Consider the following 16329-nt stretch of genomic DNA (forward strand, 5'->3'; position numbering starts at 1 on the left):
AGGCAATTCCGAAAGAGTATCTTTCACAACCACCAGTTCAAATTAACCTTATGAAAAAATCCCTGCTCCTAGTTTTAGTCTCATTATTGGCATTTTCGTGCCAAAACCAAGATGTTCAAGAACCTAATTTGGAAAAATCTGCAGCAAGCTATTCAGATCTTGTTGCTCTATTTTCTGATTGGCGAGTTTTCGAAAACCCACCGAAATATGACGGTGCTCCGGATTATCGAAAAGAGACTTTTGAAGCTCGGCAGCCAGATTTTAAAGCATTGCAGAACAGGCTTCTGGCAATGGATACCAGCGGCTGGAGTATCGCCGAGCAAGTGGATTACAGAATCGTCTGGGCAGAAATGAATGGCTACGATTTTAATCATCGAATCCTAAAACCCTGGGAGCGGGATCCAGCCTTTTATAAATCCATTTGGACCAGTCGAAGTGACGTACCGGCTCACGAAGGGCCTACGCATCATGGGGTATTGGAACTCTGGCAATATTCCTTTCCCTTGGATGAAAGCAGTAAGGCAAAATTTCTTGCTGAACTTCGATCTATTCCAGCTTTAAACACCCAAGCCAAAACAAACCTCACAGGAAATGCCAAGGAACTCTGGGCTGCGGGAATCCCGACTATCGCTGAGCAGGCGGAGGACTTGAAAAATATGTTGGTTTTAGCAGAGCTAGCCAAAGATCCTGAATTGACGGAAGCTATAGAAGAGGCTCAATCCTCCACAGAGGACTTCGTGACCTGGCTAGAAGCCGAAGCTCCCAAAAAGACCGAACCTTCTGGGATCGGCAAAGAAAACTATACCTGGTATCTACAGAATGTTCATCTAGTCCCACTGACTTGGGAGGATGAGGTGATGATTCTCAAGCGGGAACTAGCACGTGCTTGGAACTCGCTCAAACTCGAAGAACATCAAAACAGAAATCTTCCTCCCTTGCCAGAAGCAAATACAGAAGCAGACTTTGATCGACTAACCGAGGAGTCTATACAAAAGATGATGTCCTTTCTGGAAGATCAGGAAATCCTGACGGTTAAGGACTATTTCGAACCAGCCTTGCGAGCACATCGAGGCGACTTTGTCCCTAAAGAAAGAAGAAACTTTTTTACCATTGGCATGCACTATGATCCTTTGCCGCTTTATTCTCATTTCTATCATTGGTTTGAGCTGGCCATCATGGACAATGAGCCACACGCAAGTCCAATTCGTAGAGGCCCGCTTTTGTACAATATTTTTGACTCCAGAAATGAGGGCACGGCCACAGCAGTGGAGGAAATGTTTATGGATGCCGGTTTGTATGAAGACTCTCCACGCTCCCGAGAAATCGTCTACATCATGATCGCGCAGCGAGCCGCAAGAGGCCTTGGATCGCTCTATGCGCAAGCCAATGAAATGACCATGGTTGAGGCCGGAGGAATCCACTCCAATTACACGCCTCGAGGCTGGATGAAAACAGAAAAAGAATTACTTCTTTTCGAACAACATCTGTACATGCGACAGCCGGGCTATGGCTCGAGTTATATCACAGGAAAATACCTATTGGAGAACGCTCTGGCCGATTATGCCCGAATCCAGGAAGAAAAAGGAGAAGAATTCAAGTTGAAAAACTTCTTTGATCAGCTCAATGGAATTGGGAGCATTCCGATTGCACTGGGACATTGGGAAATGACGGGAGTGGATCCTTTCGAGAATTGATAAAGGGCTGACATCTGAAATCGTTGAAGGGGTCGCTCAAGGCTATCTAGAATGCAGACCACACTCCTTTTTCGACTCTTCCCACCACCAGCGGCCGGCGCGGGCATCTTCTCCTGGTAAAACCGCACGAGTGCAAGGAGCGCAACCAATGCTGATAAATCCTTTGTCGTGAAGGGGATTGTAAGGGATTTTTTCTTTCTGAATATAATCCAAGAGCTGCTTATAAGTCCAGTCCAAAAGTGGATTGTATTTGATGATCTGATTCGCTTCGTCCCATTCCACTCGCTTCATTTCCGTGCGATTGGCGCTTTGCTCGGCTCTTAGGCCTGTGATCCAAACATACTTGCCTGCAAGAGCTCGCTTGAGTGGCTCCACCTTTCGCACATAGCAACAAGATTTTCTATTTTCTACGGATTCATAAAATCCATTAATACCATTTTTTGCCACCAGAGATTCCACGGAATCAGTACTGGGGTAGTAAAGCTGAATTTTCAGACGATACCTTCCTTCGGTGCGAGCAAGGAGCTCCAAAGTCTCAGGAAACAAACGCCCCGTATCCAAGGAAAAGACCTGAATGGGGAGACTCTGAGTGGCTATCAGCGCTGTGATCACCTGATCTTCCTGACCTAGGGATGAAGAGAAAGTCACTTTTTCCGGAAACAAGTCCGCTACCAAGGCCAAGCCATCAGATGCGCTGAGGCTATCCAACCTAGTGGCTAATTCATGCAAATTTTTCATGAGCTTCTTTACTTTTTTCTTTAGACACATTTTCCCAGACTCGTTCATGCACGTAGTACAAGAGAATCTTGGTGACCACCTCTACCGAACCTATAGATACCGCCATTACTAGCTGTCCAGTGATGATGTAAGAGATCACCATGGTGTCGAGGGTACCTACGATTCTCCAGGAAATCGACTTGAGCAGACTTTTCAAATTGCTATCCTTCGCAGACTTGAGGGATACCTTTTTCTTGAGGACTTGATCTAAAAACATAGAACTAACTACGGAAATGAATTTCAAAAGTATATAAACCCTATCTTTTTTATAGGTTTTATAGGGAAAAAATTTTGTTAAAATTTTAAGATATCCTGTAAAGTCTTGTTTTCCAGTATTTTAAGCGTTTCATCTCTGACTTGGATCATAACCTTATTGATCCCGCATTCGGCTTCAGATTTACATTCAGCACAAGGCTCGTAGTAATTCAGACTCACACAGGGAAGCATGGCGATGGGTCCATCCAGCAATCGGATGACTTTAGAGAGTGGGATTTCCGAAGGTTCTTTGATCAGGTAGTAGCCCCCGCCCTTGCCTTTTTTGCTGCCCAGCATTCCAGCTTTTTTGAGCTCGAGGAGAATATTTTCCAAAAACTTATGTGAGATCCCATGCTCCTCGGCAATATCGTGAATCACTACTGCGCCTTCTGCTTGGTGCCTACCGAGATAAGTCAAGGCATGAAGGGCGTACTTGGTCTTTTTGGAAAGCATAGACAAAAATACGCTATTCCTGCAAATAGCCTAGTACGTGAGTGGGGAATGAAAAATCCCCGACATTGACGGGGATTTTTGGATAACCCATTAGGTCTTTTTTCAGACCTCGAAGGTTTAGTATAAATTAATTGCAAAGTCTCGAGGAGATATCTAAGTCTTTCCTCTTTCGAGTTGACACCTCAAGGGTTGATTCAATTAGAGTAAGTCTACGCTTCGCTGAACGAAGGACGTAAGATCTTTTCCAGTCAAAAGACCTTGAGATAGCTTCGCCAGATCGAAGGCCTGCTTGGCAAGCTTCAACTTGGTCTTTTCGGTCTTTGCCTTCAAAATCTTATCCACTACAGGATGGTTTCCATTGATTGCCACTTTGTATGCATCCGGCAGCGAACCGTAGAAGCCCATCCCTCCGCCGGTTTGGGCCATTTCCTTCATCCTACGCATAAACTCCTCCATGGTGATCGTCACTGGCATCTCCTCTGGACTGAGCCCCTCTACTTCTACCGTGTAAGACTTGTCTTCGATCGCTTTTTCAAACAGCTCATTGATCTCTTTGCTCTGCTCCTCGGTTAGGAGATTTGCCTGAGCGTCCTCTTTCTGGATCAGTTTATCCACCACATCGGCATCCACTCGCTTCAGTTGAGTTTTCTCCAATTTAGCCTCTAGGTTTTGGATAAAGTGACTATCGATCGGCGAATCCATAATCAAGACATCGTAGTCTTTTTTATTGGCCGACTGGATAAAGGCATCTTGCTTTTCCGCGTCTGTGGCATAGAGCATGATCGTTTGCTCATTTTTATCGGTCTGAAGGGCCTTAATTTTGCTCTGATACTCATCAAAGGTGAAGTATTCCCCATTGGTGTTTTTCAGCAGGGCAAAGTCCTTCCCTTTTTCGTAAAACTTCTCCTCCGAGATCATTCCATATTTCACAAAGAGCCCGATATCATCCCATTTTGCTTCGTAAGCCTTTCGATCTTTTTTGTAGAGTTCGGCTAGCTTATCGGCTACTTTTTTCGTGATATAGTTATTTATCTTCTTGACATTGCTATCCGCCTGTAGGAAGCTTCGGGACACGTTAAGCGGGATATCCGGAGAATCAATCACCCCGTGCAGCAGCATCAAAAACTCCGGCACGATATCCTTTACCTCATCAGTGATGAATACCTGACGGCTAAAGAGTTTGATTTTATTTCGCTGAAGCTCAAATTCATTTTTCACCTTGGGGAAATACAAGACCCCGGTCAGGTTGAATGGATAATCCACATTCAGGTGAATCCAGAAAAGAGGATCTTCTGACATAGGATACAGCTCCTTGTAAAACTTCAAATAGTCCTCGTCTGTCAGATCATTTGGAGACTTGGTCCAGATAGGCTCCGTGGTATTGATGATATTATCCACCTCCACAGATTTCCATTTCTTTTTGCCCTCTTTGTCTTCTCCGTCTTCCACGGATTCAGTTTTAGTACCAAACTTGATGGGTACAGGAAGAAATTTGGCGTATTTGTCAAGAATACCCTGGAGTTTAAACTTGTCCAAAAACTCCTCAGAGTCCTTATTAATATGCAAAACCACATCGGTACCACGCTCTTTGCGCTTGCCTTCTGTGATTTCGAAACTAGTGGATCCATCACAGGTCCATTTGGCCGCTTGGGCACCTTCCTGATAGGAAAGGGTATTGATTTCTACCTTGTCCGCCACCATAAAGGCTGAGTAGAATCCTAGACCAAACTTACCGATGATCTCATTGGCATCTTTGGCGTCTTTGAATTTCTCCACAAATTCTTCCGCACCGGAGAAAGCAACTTGATTGATATACTTTTTGATCTCCTCGGCAGTCATCCCGAGTCCTCGGTCGGAGATGGTGATCGTTTTTTTCTTTTCATCAAAGGAAACCTCCACTGTGGTATCTCCTAGGTCGCCAGAGTACTGACCTAATGTCGCTAGTCTTTTGATCTTTTGCGTCGCATCGACGGCATTGGACACGAGTTCCCGAAGGAAAATCTCATTATCGGAATAAAGAAACTTCTTGATAATCGGGAAAATATTCTCGGTATGAATCGAGATTGTACCTTTTTCCTGCATAGCTATAATTGGTTTGTTATTTAAAATTCAAAATGTCTGTAGCGAGATTGCAAGGGTTGTTCCAAACGAGAATTGGTGTCATTTTGGCAGACCTGAGGGAGAACATGGTTTTTCCCACCGCAAAGGCGCAGAGGACGCAAAGAAGAACCTGGGAGATTTTCAGGAATTACTCAACATGTGTTGAGCAAACTTTAAACTTTACACTTTCAACTCCCACACTTCCCACTTCCCAACTTCTCCCCTATCTTTGGGTTTATGCTGAAGCAAATCTCCGTATTGATTCACAAAGAACTTACCCTTGAATGGAGGCAGAAATATGCCTTGAATGGGATTTTGCTTTATGTGGTTTCGGCGGTTTTCATTGTTTATTTGAGCTTTGGCGCACGATCCGGAGCACTTTCCATGCCCTCTTGGAATGCTCTGTATTGGATCATTATCCTTTTTTCAGCAGTGAATGCTGTTGCCAAAAGCTTTGTGCAGGAACATCAAGGCCGACAATTGTATTACTACATGATCGCTTCGCCCGAGGCAATCATCTTATCCAAAATGATCTACAACACTGGACTCACTCTGATTCTGGCGCTTTTAGGTTATGCTGTTTTTTCAGTCATTTTAGGAAATCCCGTCCAGGATCAAAGCCTTTTTCTCCTAAACCTGATATTGGGATCAATTGGCTTTTCTGCCAGTCTCACCATGGTCAGCGGCATCGCTTCCAAAGCTGGAAACAACGCTACCCTAATGGCAATTTTGAGCTTTCCGGTCATTATACCCATCCTTTTGATGGCCATTCGAATTTCTAAAAATGCGATGGATGGACTGGATTGGAGTGTAAGCGCAGACAAGCTGATTTCCCTGCTTGCCATCAATGCCATTGTGGCGGCCACGGGTTACATTTTGTTTCCTTATTTGTGGCGTTCTTAACCCTTGATTATCCGAATGTAATCACTCTATGGTGTGCATTCGAAGTTTGAAAAATTCTGAGATTTGAAAATTGGGTTACCCACATCACCTCTTCCCCCAAAAGACTTCAGAAAAACCGCCTTTTTCAGGAACTTATGCCTTATTTTTGCACTTGGAAAAGCAAAGATATTCTATGCGCCAAAACTGGTGGAAAATTTTAGCGATTGGACTGCTGCTGTACACCCTCATAGCAGGCCTATTGATGGATGTGCCGAGGTTACCCATTCTCAATGAGACCATTCGTGCCCTTCATTTTCATGTGACAATGTGGTTTGGAATGATCCTGATGTTGGTGGTATCCGTGGTGTATAGCGTAAAATATTTGCGAAGCAACAATCTGGAATACGATGACTTGGCCGTAGAATTTGCCAATGCGGCAATCCTTTTTGGGATTTTAGGAATCGCTACGGGCATGCTTTGGGCTCAATTTGCCTGGGGAGATTTTTGGAGTGGCGACCCAAAACAAAATGCCTCTGCAATTGGACTACTGATGTATTTCGCCTATTTGATTCTCAGAAACTCCTTAATTGATGATCACCAAAGAGCGCGAATAGGTTCTATTTACAATATTTTCGCCTTTGCAGCATTTATTCCCTTGATCTTTGTTTTGCCCAGATTGACAGATAGTCTTCACCCAGGAAACGGTGGAAATCCAGGTTTCAATGCATACGATCTTGACTCCAAGCTGCGAATGGTATTTTATCCTGCCATTATCGGCTGGACGCTATTGGGTAGCTGGATGGCTACGCTAAGAGTGCGAGCAAGACGAATTAATCGAGTGTTGGAAGATCGCTTCCTTAATCCATAAAAGATGAAAAAACTACTTACCGTTTTACTACTTGTCTTTAGTCTTTCTGTTTTGGCACAGGAAAAAACTCCAGTGACCGACGCAGACTACAGCAATAGCACCGTGGATATGGCTGATGTGATGCGATCCAATGGAAAAATTTACGTTTTGGTGGGGATTATTCTCATAATTTTTTCGGGAATTACCGTATACCTCATCAGTACTGATAGAAAAATAAGCAAACTGGAAAAGGAACTACCTTCTTCCACGAATACTCAAAACTCTTAAAGAGATGAAGAAAGGACATATTCTCGGATTAGGAATTATTGCAATAGCCATCGTGATCATCATGACTTCCATTGGCGACGCAAGTAGCTACGAGGACTTCAACACAGCCCTCGAGATGAAGCAAAATGGAGATGACAAGGCAATCCATGTCGTGGGTCAGCTGAAAAAAGACGAAAGCGGGGAAGTCGTTGGGCTGAATGTCCGCGAGGACAAGGTGTCTTTTACCTTTGTTTTGGTCGATAACAATGGCACTGAACAAGAGGTTTTTTACAATGAGCCTGTACCAGCGGACTTTACGCGTTCGGAATCCGTGGTGGTGATCGGTGCTTATAAAAATGAAGAGATTTTTGTTGCTGATAAAATCTTGATGAAGTGTCCTTCCAAATATCAGGAAACTGAAGTGCAGGCGGCTGGAATGTGAGTAAGAATAGGAAAATCAACTAAAAATGATAGATACCTTTATCGGTAACTTTGGGCATCTAATGGCCATAGTGGCTTTTATCAGTGCCCTAATCACTGCATTTGCTTATTACAATTATTATCAAGCAAATGAGATAGATAAGCAGAGTTGGAGACGATTTAGTCGGATCAGTTTTACAATCCACGGCGTTTCCACAGTGATGATTGCGGTCTCTTTATTTACCATCATTTACAATCATCGCTTTGAATATTTCTATGCCTACTCCCATAGTAGCAAAGCCCTTCCTGTGCACTATATGATTTCCAGCTTCTGGGAAGGTCAAGAAGGGGCATTCATACTTTGGATGTTTTGGAACGTGATTCTAGGAGCTTTTCTGATCAAAATTAATCGCGTCTGGGAAGCACCAGTGATGATTGTCTTTGCCTTGGTGCAGGCATTTTTAGTGTCCATGATTCTCGGTGTGGTAATTGGCGACCTGAAGATTGGTAGCTCTCCATTTATCCTTTTGCGAGACGCGACTCAGGCACCTATTTTCCAGGTGAATCCGGACTTTATCCCTGAAGATGGGACAGGATTAAATCCACTGCTACAAAACATCTGGATGGTAATTCACCCACCTACATTGTTTTTGGGCTATGCCTCGACATTAGTACCATTTGCCTTTTTAATGGCTGGTCTTTGGACCAAAAAATACTCTGAGTGGATTCGCCCTGCTTTACCTTGGGCTATTTTCTCGGCGATGATTTTGGGAATGGGGATCATTATGGGTGCTTACTGGGCCTATGTGACTTTGAATTTCGGGGGTTATTGGAACTGGGACCCGGTGGAAAACGCAGTGTACGTGCCTTGGCTCATCTTGGTAGCCTCAATACATACGATGATCACTTTCAAGAAAAGTGCGACTGCATTAAAGACATCCATCGTGCTCGTGATCCTTTCCTTTATTTTGGTTCTTTATGCCACTTTCTTGGTTAGATCCGGGGTACTTGGCGACGCGTCCGTCCACTCATTTACTGATTTGGGGCTATCTGGTCAGCTTTTGATTTACATGCTTTTCTTCCTCTTGGTTGCCACGATTCTCGCTGCGAGAGCATGGAAGCACATCCCTTCTTCTGAGCGTGAAGCATCCGTATACTCACGTGAGTTTTGGATCTTTATTGGTGCCACCACGCTGGGTTTGATGGCTTTTCAGGTTATTTTGCCCACTTCGATTCCTGCTTACAACGCCCTGATCGAAAGCTTTGGGGGAATCTCAAATATGGCTCCGCCTGCGGATCAAGTAGAATTTTACACCAAATTCCAATTGTGGTTTGCAGTAGCTTTGGCACTTCTGACCGCAGTGGGGCAGTTTTTCTGGTGGCAAAAAATGGACAAGCAGACACTGAAAAACACGCTAATCACGCCATACATCATCTCTGTTTTAATTTCCGCTGCCATCATCGTTTTGGCTAAAGTTTATGACTGGAAATACATCATTTTGGTGATTGCTGGGACTTTTACCATCGTAGCAAATGCGACGATCCTATCCAAAATCCTCAAGAAAAGCACCTTCAAACTAGCTGGAGGTTCTTTGGCACACATCGGCCTAGGAATGGTCTTGATCGGAATCATGTTTAGCTCAGGCTACTCGGATGTCATCTCTATCAATATGTCTGGTCTCACCTATTCGAATAGCTGGGAGGACGAGATGAACAAAGAGCATGTGCTTCTCTGGATCAATAAACCTACCCAGATGAAGGACTATACAGTGATCTATAGAGGGCGCCACAAGAAAGTCGTGGGTGTGCCGGAGTATGTTCCAGCAAAACTTCTAGAGCCTACTGGAGAAGTGAATATGGCTTTGGCCAAAGCGGATTACAAGGATTACTTCAAAAAAGGAGAAGAAGTTGGAATAGTCTTGGAGGAAAACGACTACTTCCAGATCGACTACTACCAAAATGAAGTACTGAAATTTTCATTGAACCCCATGTCTCAATTTAATGAGGGAATGGGAGGATTGATCTCTTCTCCGGATTCGAAAATCTACCTAAACAAAGACTTGTACACCTACGTGGCCGCTATGAATGACTACGAGGACCCAGACTGGAAAGAGGATGAAATCTACGAAGTGGCTCCAGGAGAGCAGTTTCACGTAGCAGATTTTGTAACCTACTTTGATGGAGCTGAGGTGATGCAGGAAATTGATGGATATGTCCTTCAGGAAGGAGATATTGCTGTGAAAGCAAAGCTCCGAATTCTGGACTATGATGTAGAAAAAATCCTCGAGCCTACCTTTATCATTCGAAATAATCAAGTCGGCAAACTCGCCGTCACAGATGAGGAACTCGGACTTCGCGTGTCGCTAGAAAATATCTTGCCTGAAGAAAATAAGTTCGTCTTCAAAGTCAATCAATACCAAAAAGACTACGTCGTGATGAAGGCCATAGTAAAACCATACATCAATGTACTTTGGGTGGGCACGATCATTATGCTGATCGGCTTTACCGTAGCGATAGTAAGGAGGTTTGATGAATTTAAAAAGATGCGTGACAAGGGACTTGAGGTCTAAGATACTAGATTAACCAAACGTAAAAAGCTCGGCCGAAACCGAGCTTTTTTATCTTTGATCCAATCCTAAATCTAGGTCATCAAAGGACTAAATTGCTTCAAAAAGCGAGCATCATTTTCAGTGAAAAGCCTTAAATCTTTGATCTGATATTTCAGCATGGTGATCCTCTCGATTCCCATTCCGAATGCAAAGCCTGTATATTTTTTAGAGTCAATTCCACAGTTTTCAAGGACATTTGGATCTACCATTCCGCTTCCCCCGATTTCTACCCAACCGGTTCCTTTGCAGACATTACACCCTTTTCCTCCACAGATCAGGCAAGTAATATCAATCTCCGCACTGGGCTCGGTAAATGGGAAATAAGAAGGGCGGAAACGAACCTTGGTCCCCTTCCCAAACATCTCCTTGGCAAAGTGATAAAGGGTGTTTTTCAAATCTGCGAAACCTACATTCTCATCCACATAGAGACCCTCTACCTGATGGAAGATACAATGCGCACGAGCTGAAATCGCTTCGTTTCTATACACTCGTCCGGGAGATAGCGTACGAATCGGCGGTTTTTGATTTTCCATCACTCGTACCTGCACAGAGGAGGTATGCGTTCGAAGGGCGATATCGGGATTTTTTTCGATGAAAAAAGTATCCTGCATCTCCCGAGCGGGATGGTTTTCAGGGAAATTTAACGCAGTGAAATTATGCCAGTCATCTTCGATCTCTGGTCCTTCGGAAAGATTAAATCCGATCCGCTCAAATATCTCGATAATCCGCTGTCGGGTAGCAGTAAGTGGGTGAATCGAGCCAAGCTGCTGATTCGAAGGAGGTAAAGTCAGATCAATTTCACGAGATTTTGACTTTGAGGTAGAAGAATTTACTTTCTCAATGAGCGCCTGAAATTTTTCATCCGCCAGATTTTTAACCCCATTGACCAATTGCCCGAAAGCTCTCTTTTCCTCATTGGGGATCTGTCCCATCATCCCGAATAGCTGGCCCACTACGGATTTTTTGGAGATAAACTCCATACGATAAGCTTCTAGCTCTTCCGCAGTATTAGCATCAGCTGCTGCAATCGCAGCTTTTATTTCTTCAATCTTATCTTGGTACATCGGGACTCATTTTTATCAAGTCACAAAGTTAAGCCTTTTGTGGTTTTTTGGAAAGATGAATACAGCAAAGGTTTTTTGGAGAAGTTTTCATCTTGAAAAACATAAATCAAAAAAGCTACTTGAAAGTAAATCAAGTAGCTTTTAATTTTTTCGGTCTTCCTAATTAAGACTTTATACTTTTGATTCTACCAAGTCCTACCTCCACCTGGTCTTCCACGATTCCATGGGCTATTATCCGGCTCTGGCTCTTTGAAATTGCCAATAATATAAGTGAAAGTAAGCATGCCGTAGCGGGTCAAAACATTGGTAAATACGTCTGTTACGGCTACATCTGAAATGGTTCTAGTAATGCTGTTGTTTTGATTGAGTAAATCAAAAACCACAGCTTTAATTTCGGCCTTATTATTTTTTGCGAAGCGATAACCTGCCTCAATATTCCAAAGCCAAACGGACTGATCAAAGCCCTCAGAAAGACCACGATACAAGCTATGATTAATATTATTCCCCACGAAAAGCTTCCCATCATTTGGCGAATAGTAAAGACGGATATTGGACTCCTGGATGTAGTAATTGTTGTTCAGGTTTTCCTGAAGACTCGAATTCACAATGGTATAAGTACCCGTGGCGCTCAAGGTGAAATCCAGGTCCTTACTGATATTACTGGTGAATGTCACCCCTTGGCTCAAGTCTAAATTATCGTTAAGGTTGGTCTCCCCATTGATGATACCCGGAGTACGGTTGAAATTCACACGAGTTCGCATATTGAATTGCAACTTGGACTTGGCGATAGGCGCCCCATACGTCAAGAAGAAACGTGTGCTGAAATTTCCATCCAGGTTCACGGGTTGAGTAATCTGACCCCCTGGTCGGAGTAGAATATCCCCATTGATCAAGGTATCTTGGGCTGCGAGGAAAGTCTGACTTCCGATAAAATTGCTTGTCCCTGAGTAGTTGATAAACATAAATAGGGTTCTGGATTTTTCCAGATCCACCTTACTCATGTTGATAAAGATATTGTGATTGTAGCTTTGACCAAGATTGGGATTACCTACTGTTAGGCTAAGCGGATTTTGATTGTTGACCACATTTTGCAACTCAGACACGCTAGGCTCATCGGTGTCCGTACGGTATCTCACCCGATAAGAAACCCCTTTTTCGCGGTTTCTGTAGCTCAAGTTGGCACTCGGTAAGAGGTTATTAAAATCCCTGTTGAAAACGCCCATAGTTGGGAAAACGCTTTCATTATCCAGACGTGCATTTTGGTAGTCAAGATTGAAATTCAAATTCAGACCTGCATTATTGTAAGCATAGCCCGTGCGAAGTCGATTGGTGATGAATTTATTTTCAAACTCATTACTCAAGGCCGTATCCAATTGAAAAAATTGCCCTTCGCTGTCTCGTACTCTGGTTTTTTGATCGGCTGAGGTTTTGTTGTTTCCAACTCTATACTCCAAGGTACCGATTGACTTTTCACCCAATGGCTCTGTATAACGTAAATTAACGCTGTAATTGAATCCATCCGTCAAGGCATCTGTCTCCTGCAGTGTGGTATCCAAAAGGTCCCTATTGAAATCCCGACTTGCTGCCAAAAGATCAGAGAGCTGATCTCTCTTGCTCCAAGTAGTGGATACATCCGTGGAGAGGGTTCGCCCTACTTTATCAAACTTATAGCGATAGGTAATATTATTGCCAATGTTGTAAGCCTGTGTTTCGGCATTGGAAATAGATCTCAAAGCCGATAGTGAATCTCCCGTACCCAAAAGGGTCAAGGCATCTCGATCGCTAAAGGTTTTATTATTTTGAAATGAAATATTTGGAGTCACTATGAGCGAATTCTTCTCATTGATATCCGCTTCCAATCGCCCATTGAATCGGTGATTGGAATTATCCACGGTATTGAGCAGGTTTTCTTGATAGATTTGAGTAAAATCCTCATTGACCACTGTCTCCCGATTGGTGATTTGGCGGAGTGTATTTCCAGAGTTATTAAAGAAATAGCTTCCTGAGAAATTCACCTTCTTACCCCATTTGTCAGAATAGTTTAGGCCAATAGAGTTGGTATTTATAATTCCTATGTCATTGCCAACAAAGAAATTGCTATTGCCTCCACCACCTCGGAATCCACCTCGACCTCTGCCACCGCCACCAGAAGCATTGGCGTTGACTCCGGCTAGATCCTGGCTCGAGAAATTCTGCTGATTGACATTGTTGAATAAACCTAAAATCGAGAATCGCTGATCTCCTTTAAATAAGTTGATGCTACCGCCAGCGGAGTACCGATCATCTGTACCATAACCTGCATAGGCACGGCCAAACTGACCATTTTTCCGATCTTCTCGAAGGATGATGTTGATAGTTTTGGTATAAGTTCCGTCATCAAATCCAGTCAATCTACTCTGATCCGATCGCTGATCAAGCACTTCCACTCGCTCCACCGCATCCGCAGGAAGATTTCTTAAGGCAATGTTTGGATCGCTGCCGAAGAATTCACGCCCATCTACCAAAACTCGCTGTACCGTCTCGCCTTGAGCCTGAATCTGTCCACCCTCCATAGTCACCCCAGGAAGTTTCCGGATCAAATCCTCCGCCTGAGCATTTTCTCGAGTTTTGAAGGCATTTGCATTAAATGAGGTCGTGTCTCCGCGCATTTCACCCACTGGAACTTCCCCCTCGATGATGACCTCTCCCAAGACTTTGGAGTCCTCCAACAGAACCAACTCACCCAAATCCACAGGATCTCTGAAATTATGATTGCGAGTGATAGTCTGGTAGCCCACGAATGTGATCAAGATTTTCACATCTGGAATTTGTGGTCTTTCGATTTCAAATCTACCTTGGCCATCAGTTACTGTCCCAAGCAAAAGGGAGTCGGTCACGGTTTTGATTAGGACATTGGCGCCCACCATGGGTTTCTTTTCGATACCGTCGATTACCACACCGGTAAACTTGCGTGCTGGACTATCTGGCCTTTGAGCCTGCACATCAAAAGTCAAGGCAAGCCAGAAAAAAAGAAAAATAAAAGTAAAATTTCGTACCATCTAGTTTGGGTTATTTACTCTTTGACTTACGAAAAAAGGCAAAGGTTTAAACCGAAATGGCAGAAAAATAAGGAAGGGAAATGAGAAGGATAAACGGGTAAATTAGGATGTGAAAAACATCAAACCTGACTCATGATTTCTGGATAGGAGATTCCAAAGTGACTGGAATCATAAACAGAAACTCCGTTTTTGATGATCATAACCTGTGGGGACTGGTGTGGGACAAGAAACTGTCTAGCCACCTCGTCCGAAAGATCCCGATAAGCAATCAGATCCAAATAATACGGTACGATCTGCTCGATATCCTCGGGTTTCCATTTTCTCAAAAGCCGGTCCAAGGACATGCTACTGATGGAGCATCGCGTACTATGTTTAAATATCAAAACAGGCTTTTCCTTGCTCGTTTCTTTGATCTCTTGGATTTGATCTACAGACGTTAATTTATGCCAATTCATTTTCTTAAATGCTTACTTTTAGGCAATACTTTCCACATTGAAATAGTTCAATAAAGATATCACTCTGAATGAAAAAATACACATCGTGAAAAGGTCACTCTTTCTTATTTCCATACTTGCACTTTCTCTCGCCGCTTGCAAATCGCTTCCCCCCTTATCCAATCCCGGGCCTCCATTGAGCCCACCTGTCTCTAGTTCGGAAGTGAATACTCCCTTTCAAGTCCCCAAGTCCACATTGACTCGGGTGATCAACAGCCAAGTACCACAAACATTGATCAAAGAGCAAGGGATGAGTTTTGGGAATGGCATCGAAGGGGATTTACAAATTTCGAGAAATGGGGCCATCACTTGGGCCGCCCTAGATAGTCAATTGATCGAAGTGAAAATCCCTATCAAAATTCAAGGTGAAGTAGGGTTGAAAAAAAGTGGACTCGGGAGCTTCCTACGAACCAGAATCCCTCTGGACGAAACCTTGGAGCCACTAGTGGTGATCGATCCTGAAGTCAATCCCGACTGGAGTGTAGGAATCCGTGCTTTTGAATTGATCGAACTTGGAGGACAATTGGATCTCGACGTTTTGGGAATGTCTGTTGATCTAAGCGGAGTTTTAAGTCAGCAAATTAGAAAATGGGCAGATGAAAATCTGGTAGCCAAAAAAAGTATCATTCAGCTCAAGCCAATAATTGATTTGGCTTGGGAGCAAGTTGGAAAACCCTTCCAAGTCGAAGTAGAAGGATTCCAAACCGCTTTCTCTATTCAGCCTCAAGAGGTCAGATTCCGAGAATTTTTTGATGCAAATGAATCGTTAAACGTTTGGCTAGGCCTTGCTGGCAAGGTCAATTCACATCCCGCCAGTGCTGCACCTTCCAGAGCCTTCCCACTCCCCAGTCTTTCTCCCAATTCATCTGAGGAAAATGCCCTTGAAATTCTAATGCCATTTGGCATTTCCTACACTGAGCTAGACGAACTCCTTGCTGAAAATCTTCAAAACAAGGTCTTTCGAATCGATAAAAAGATCACAATGATCCCGTCCAATATAAAAACTCAGGCCTATGGGGAATGGATAGCGATTAGCCTGGATTTTTTTGCGGAGCAAAGCAATGGCAAGTCCCTAGAAGGGGAAATTTTTGCTGTAGGAAAACCCTTTTATGACCCAGAAACTCGGGAAATTCGATTTAGTGAGATCAATTTCAAATTGGAAAGTGGCAACTTCGGAGCCCAGACTACAGCAGGCCTGAAGAAGCGAAAAATCATCAAAAACATTCAGAAAAGGGCCGTTTTCCCTCTTGGGGATCTTATTGATGAAAGCCTTGTGAGCATTGCAGATCGATTGGGATTAAGCACTCCCATCGCCGATTTGAAAATTGAAAATTTGGTGATAGAACCCGCTGGTTTTTATCCTCTAGCCAATGAACTTCTGATCCAGCTCAAAGCCAAGGGATCCGTAGGGATTGATTTCAAATAGCCG

At 43.6% G+C, this 16329-nt stretch carries 14 protein-coding genes; 7 read left to right on the forward strand and 7 right to left on the reverse strand.

Annotation, left to right across the window (positions count from 1 at the left end):
- Positions 1 to 50: 50 nt before the first annotated feature.
- Positions 51 to 1694, forward strand: coding sequence for a hypothetical protein (locus ACFOSV_RS05095; protein ID WP_377904052.1), 1644 nt, complete (start codon positions 51 to 53; stop codon positions 1692 to 1694).
- Between the two features lie 42 nt (positions 1695 to 1736).
- On the opposite strand, the gene ACFOSV_RS05100 is transcribed toward ACFOSV_RS05095, so the two are convergent.
- From ACFOSV_RS05100 to htpG, 4 genes are all read right to left on the reverse strand, one after another.
- The gene (locus ACFOSV_RS05100) at positions 1737 to 2432 is read right to left on the reverse strand and encodes a phosphoadenylyl-sulfate reductase (protein ID WP_377904054.1); all 696 of its coding nucleotides are present in this window, start codon (positions 2430 to 2432) and stop codon (positions 1737 to 1739) included.
- Complete coding sequence (locus ACFOSV_RS05105; protein ID WP_377904056.1) at positions 2416 to 2688, reverse strand: DUF2061 domain-containing protein; 273 nt, start codon at positions 2686 to 2688, stop codon at positions 2416 to 2418. Before ACFOSV_RS05105 ends, ACFOSV_RS05100 begins: the two co-directional genes overlap by 17 nt.
- Before the next feature lie 77 nt (positions 2689 to 2765).
- Positions 2766 to 3179, reverse strand: a complete 414-nt coding sequence (locus ACFOSV_RS05110) for an RrF2 family transcriptional regulator (protein ID WP_377904058.1) — start codon at positions 3177 to 3179, stop codon at positions 2766 to 2768.
- A gap of 198 nt (positions 3180 to 3377) precedes the next feature.
- Complete coding sequence (htpG, locus tag ACFOSV_RS05115; RefSeq protein WP_377904060.1) at positions 3378 to 5261, reverse strand: molecular chaperone HtpG; 1884 nt, start codon at positions 5259 to 5261, stop codon at positions 3378 to 3380.
- A 255-nt stretch (positions 5262 to 5516) separates the two neighbouring features.
- Between htpG and ACFOSV_RS05120 the strand changes: the two genes are divergently transcribed.
- The 5 genes from ACFOSV_RS05120 to ccsA (ACFOSV_RS05140) all read left to right on the forward strand — a co-directional run bounded on the left by ACFOSV_RS05120 (position 5517) and on the right by ccsA (ACFOSV_RS05140) (position 10265).
- Positions 5517 to 6182, forward strand: a complete 666-nt coding sequence (locus tag ACFOSV_RS05120; protein ID WP_377904062.1) for a heme exporter protein CcmB — start codon at positions 5517 to 5519, stop codon at positions 6180 to 6182.
- Positions 6183 to 6333: 151 nt separating this feature from the next.
- Positions 6334 to 7029: a cytochrome c biogenesis protein CcsA gene (ccsA, locus tag ACFOSV_RS05125; RefSeq protein WP_377904064.1), complete on the forward strand. Its 696-nt coding sequence runs from the start codon at positions 6334 to 6336 to the stop codon at positions 7027 to 7029.
- Between the two features lie 3 nt (positions 7030 to 7032).
- On the forward strand, positions 7033 to 7296 hold the full coding sequence (locus tag ACFOSV_RS05130) for a CcmD family protein (protein ID WP_377904066.1): 264 nt from the start codon (positions 7033 to 7035) through the stop codon (positions 7294 to 7296).
- 4 nt (positions 7297 to 7300) lie between these two features.
- On the forward strand, positions 7301 to 7717 hold the full coding sequence (locus ACFOSV_RS05135) for a cytochrome c maturation protein CcmE domain-containing protein (RefSeq protein WP_377904068.1): 417 nt from the start codon (positions 7301 to 7303) through the stop codon (positions 7715 to 7717).
- Between the two features lie 25 nt (positions 7718 to 7742).
- Positions 7743 to 10265: a cytochrome c biogenesis protein CcsA gene (gene ccsA, locus ACFOSV_RS05140; RefSeq protein WP_377904070.1), complete on the forward strand. Its 2523-nt coding sequence runs from the start codon at positions 7743 to 7745 to the stop codon at positions 10263 to 10265.
- 71 nt (positions 10266 to 10336) lie between these two features.
- Here the strand turns inward: ccsA (ACFOSV_RS05140) and ACFOSV_RS05145 are convergent, their stop codons facing one another.
- The 3 genes from ACFOSV_RS05145 to ytxJ all read right to left on the reverse strand — a co-directional run bounded on the left by ACFOSV_RS05145 (position 10337) and on the right by ytxJ (position 14861).
- Positions 10337 to 11368 carry a phenylalanine--tRNA ligase subunit alpha gene (locus ACFOSV_RS05145; RefSeq protein ID WP_377904072.1) on the reverse strand — a complete coding sequence of 344 codons (1032 nt, stop codon included), beginning with the start codon at positions 11366 to 11368 and terminating at the stop codon, positions 10337 to 10339.
- A gap of 185 nt (positions 11369 to 11553) precedes the next feature.
- A complete protein-coding gene (locus tag ACFOSV_RS05150) occupies positions 11554 to 14406 on the reverse strand; it encodes an outer membrane beta-barrel protein (RefSeq protein ID WP_377904074.1) in 2853 nt (950 codons plus the stop codon).
- A gap of 119 nt (positions 14407 to 14525) precedes the next feature.
- On the reverse strand, positions 14526 to 14861 hold the full coding sequence (ytxJ, locus tag ACFOSV_RS05155; RefSeq protein WP_377904076.1) for a bacillithiol system redox-active protein YtxJ: 336 nt from the start codon (positions 14859 to 14861) through the stop codon (positions 14526 to 14528).
- An 85-nt stretch (positions 14862 to 14946) separates the two neighbouring features.
- Here ytxJ and ACFOSV_RS05160 point away from each other — a divergent pair, with 85 nt between their 5' ends.
- Positions 14947 to 16326: a DUF4403 family protein gene (locus ACFOSV_RS05160; protein WP_377904078.1), complete on the forward strand. Its 1380-nt coding sequence runs from the start codon at positions 14947 to 14949 to the stop codon at positions 16324 to 16326.
- Positions 16327 to 16329: the final 3 nt, after the last annotated feature.

Source organism: Algoriphagus namhaensis, assembly GCF_042649705.1.
In the GTDB taxonomy this organism is placed as follows: domain Bacteria; phylum Bacteroidota; class Bacteroidia; order Cytophagales; family Cyclobacteriaceae; genus Algoriphagus; species Algoriphagus namhaensis.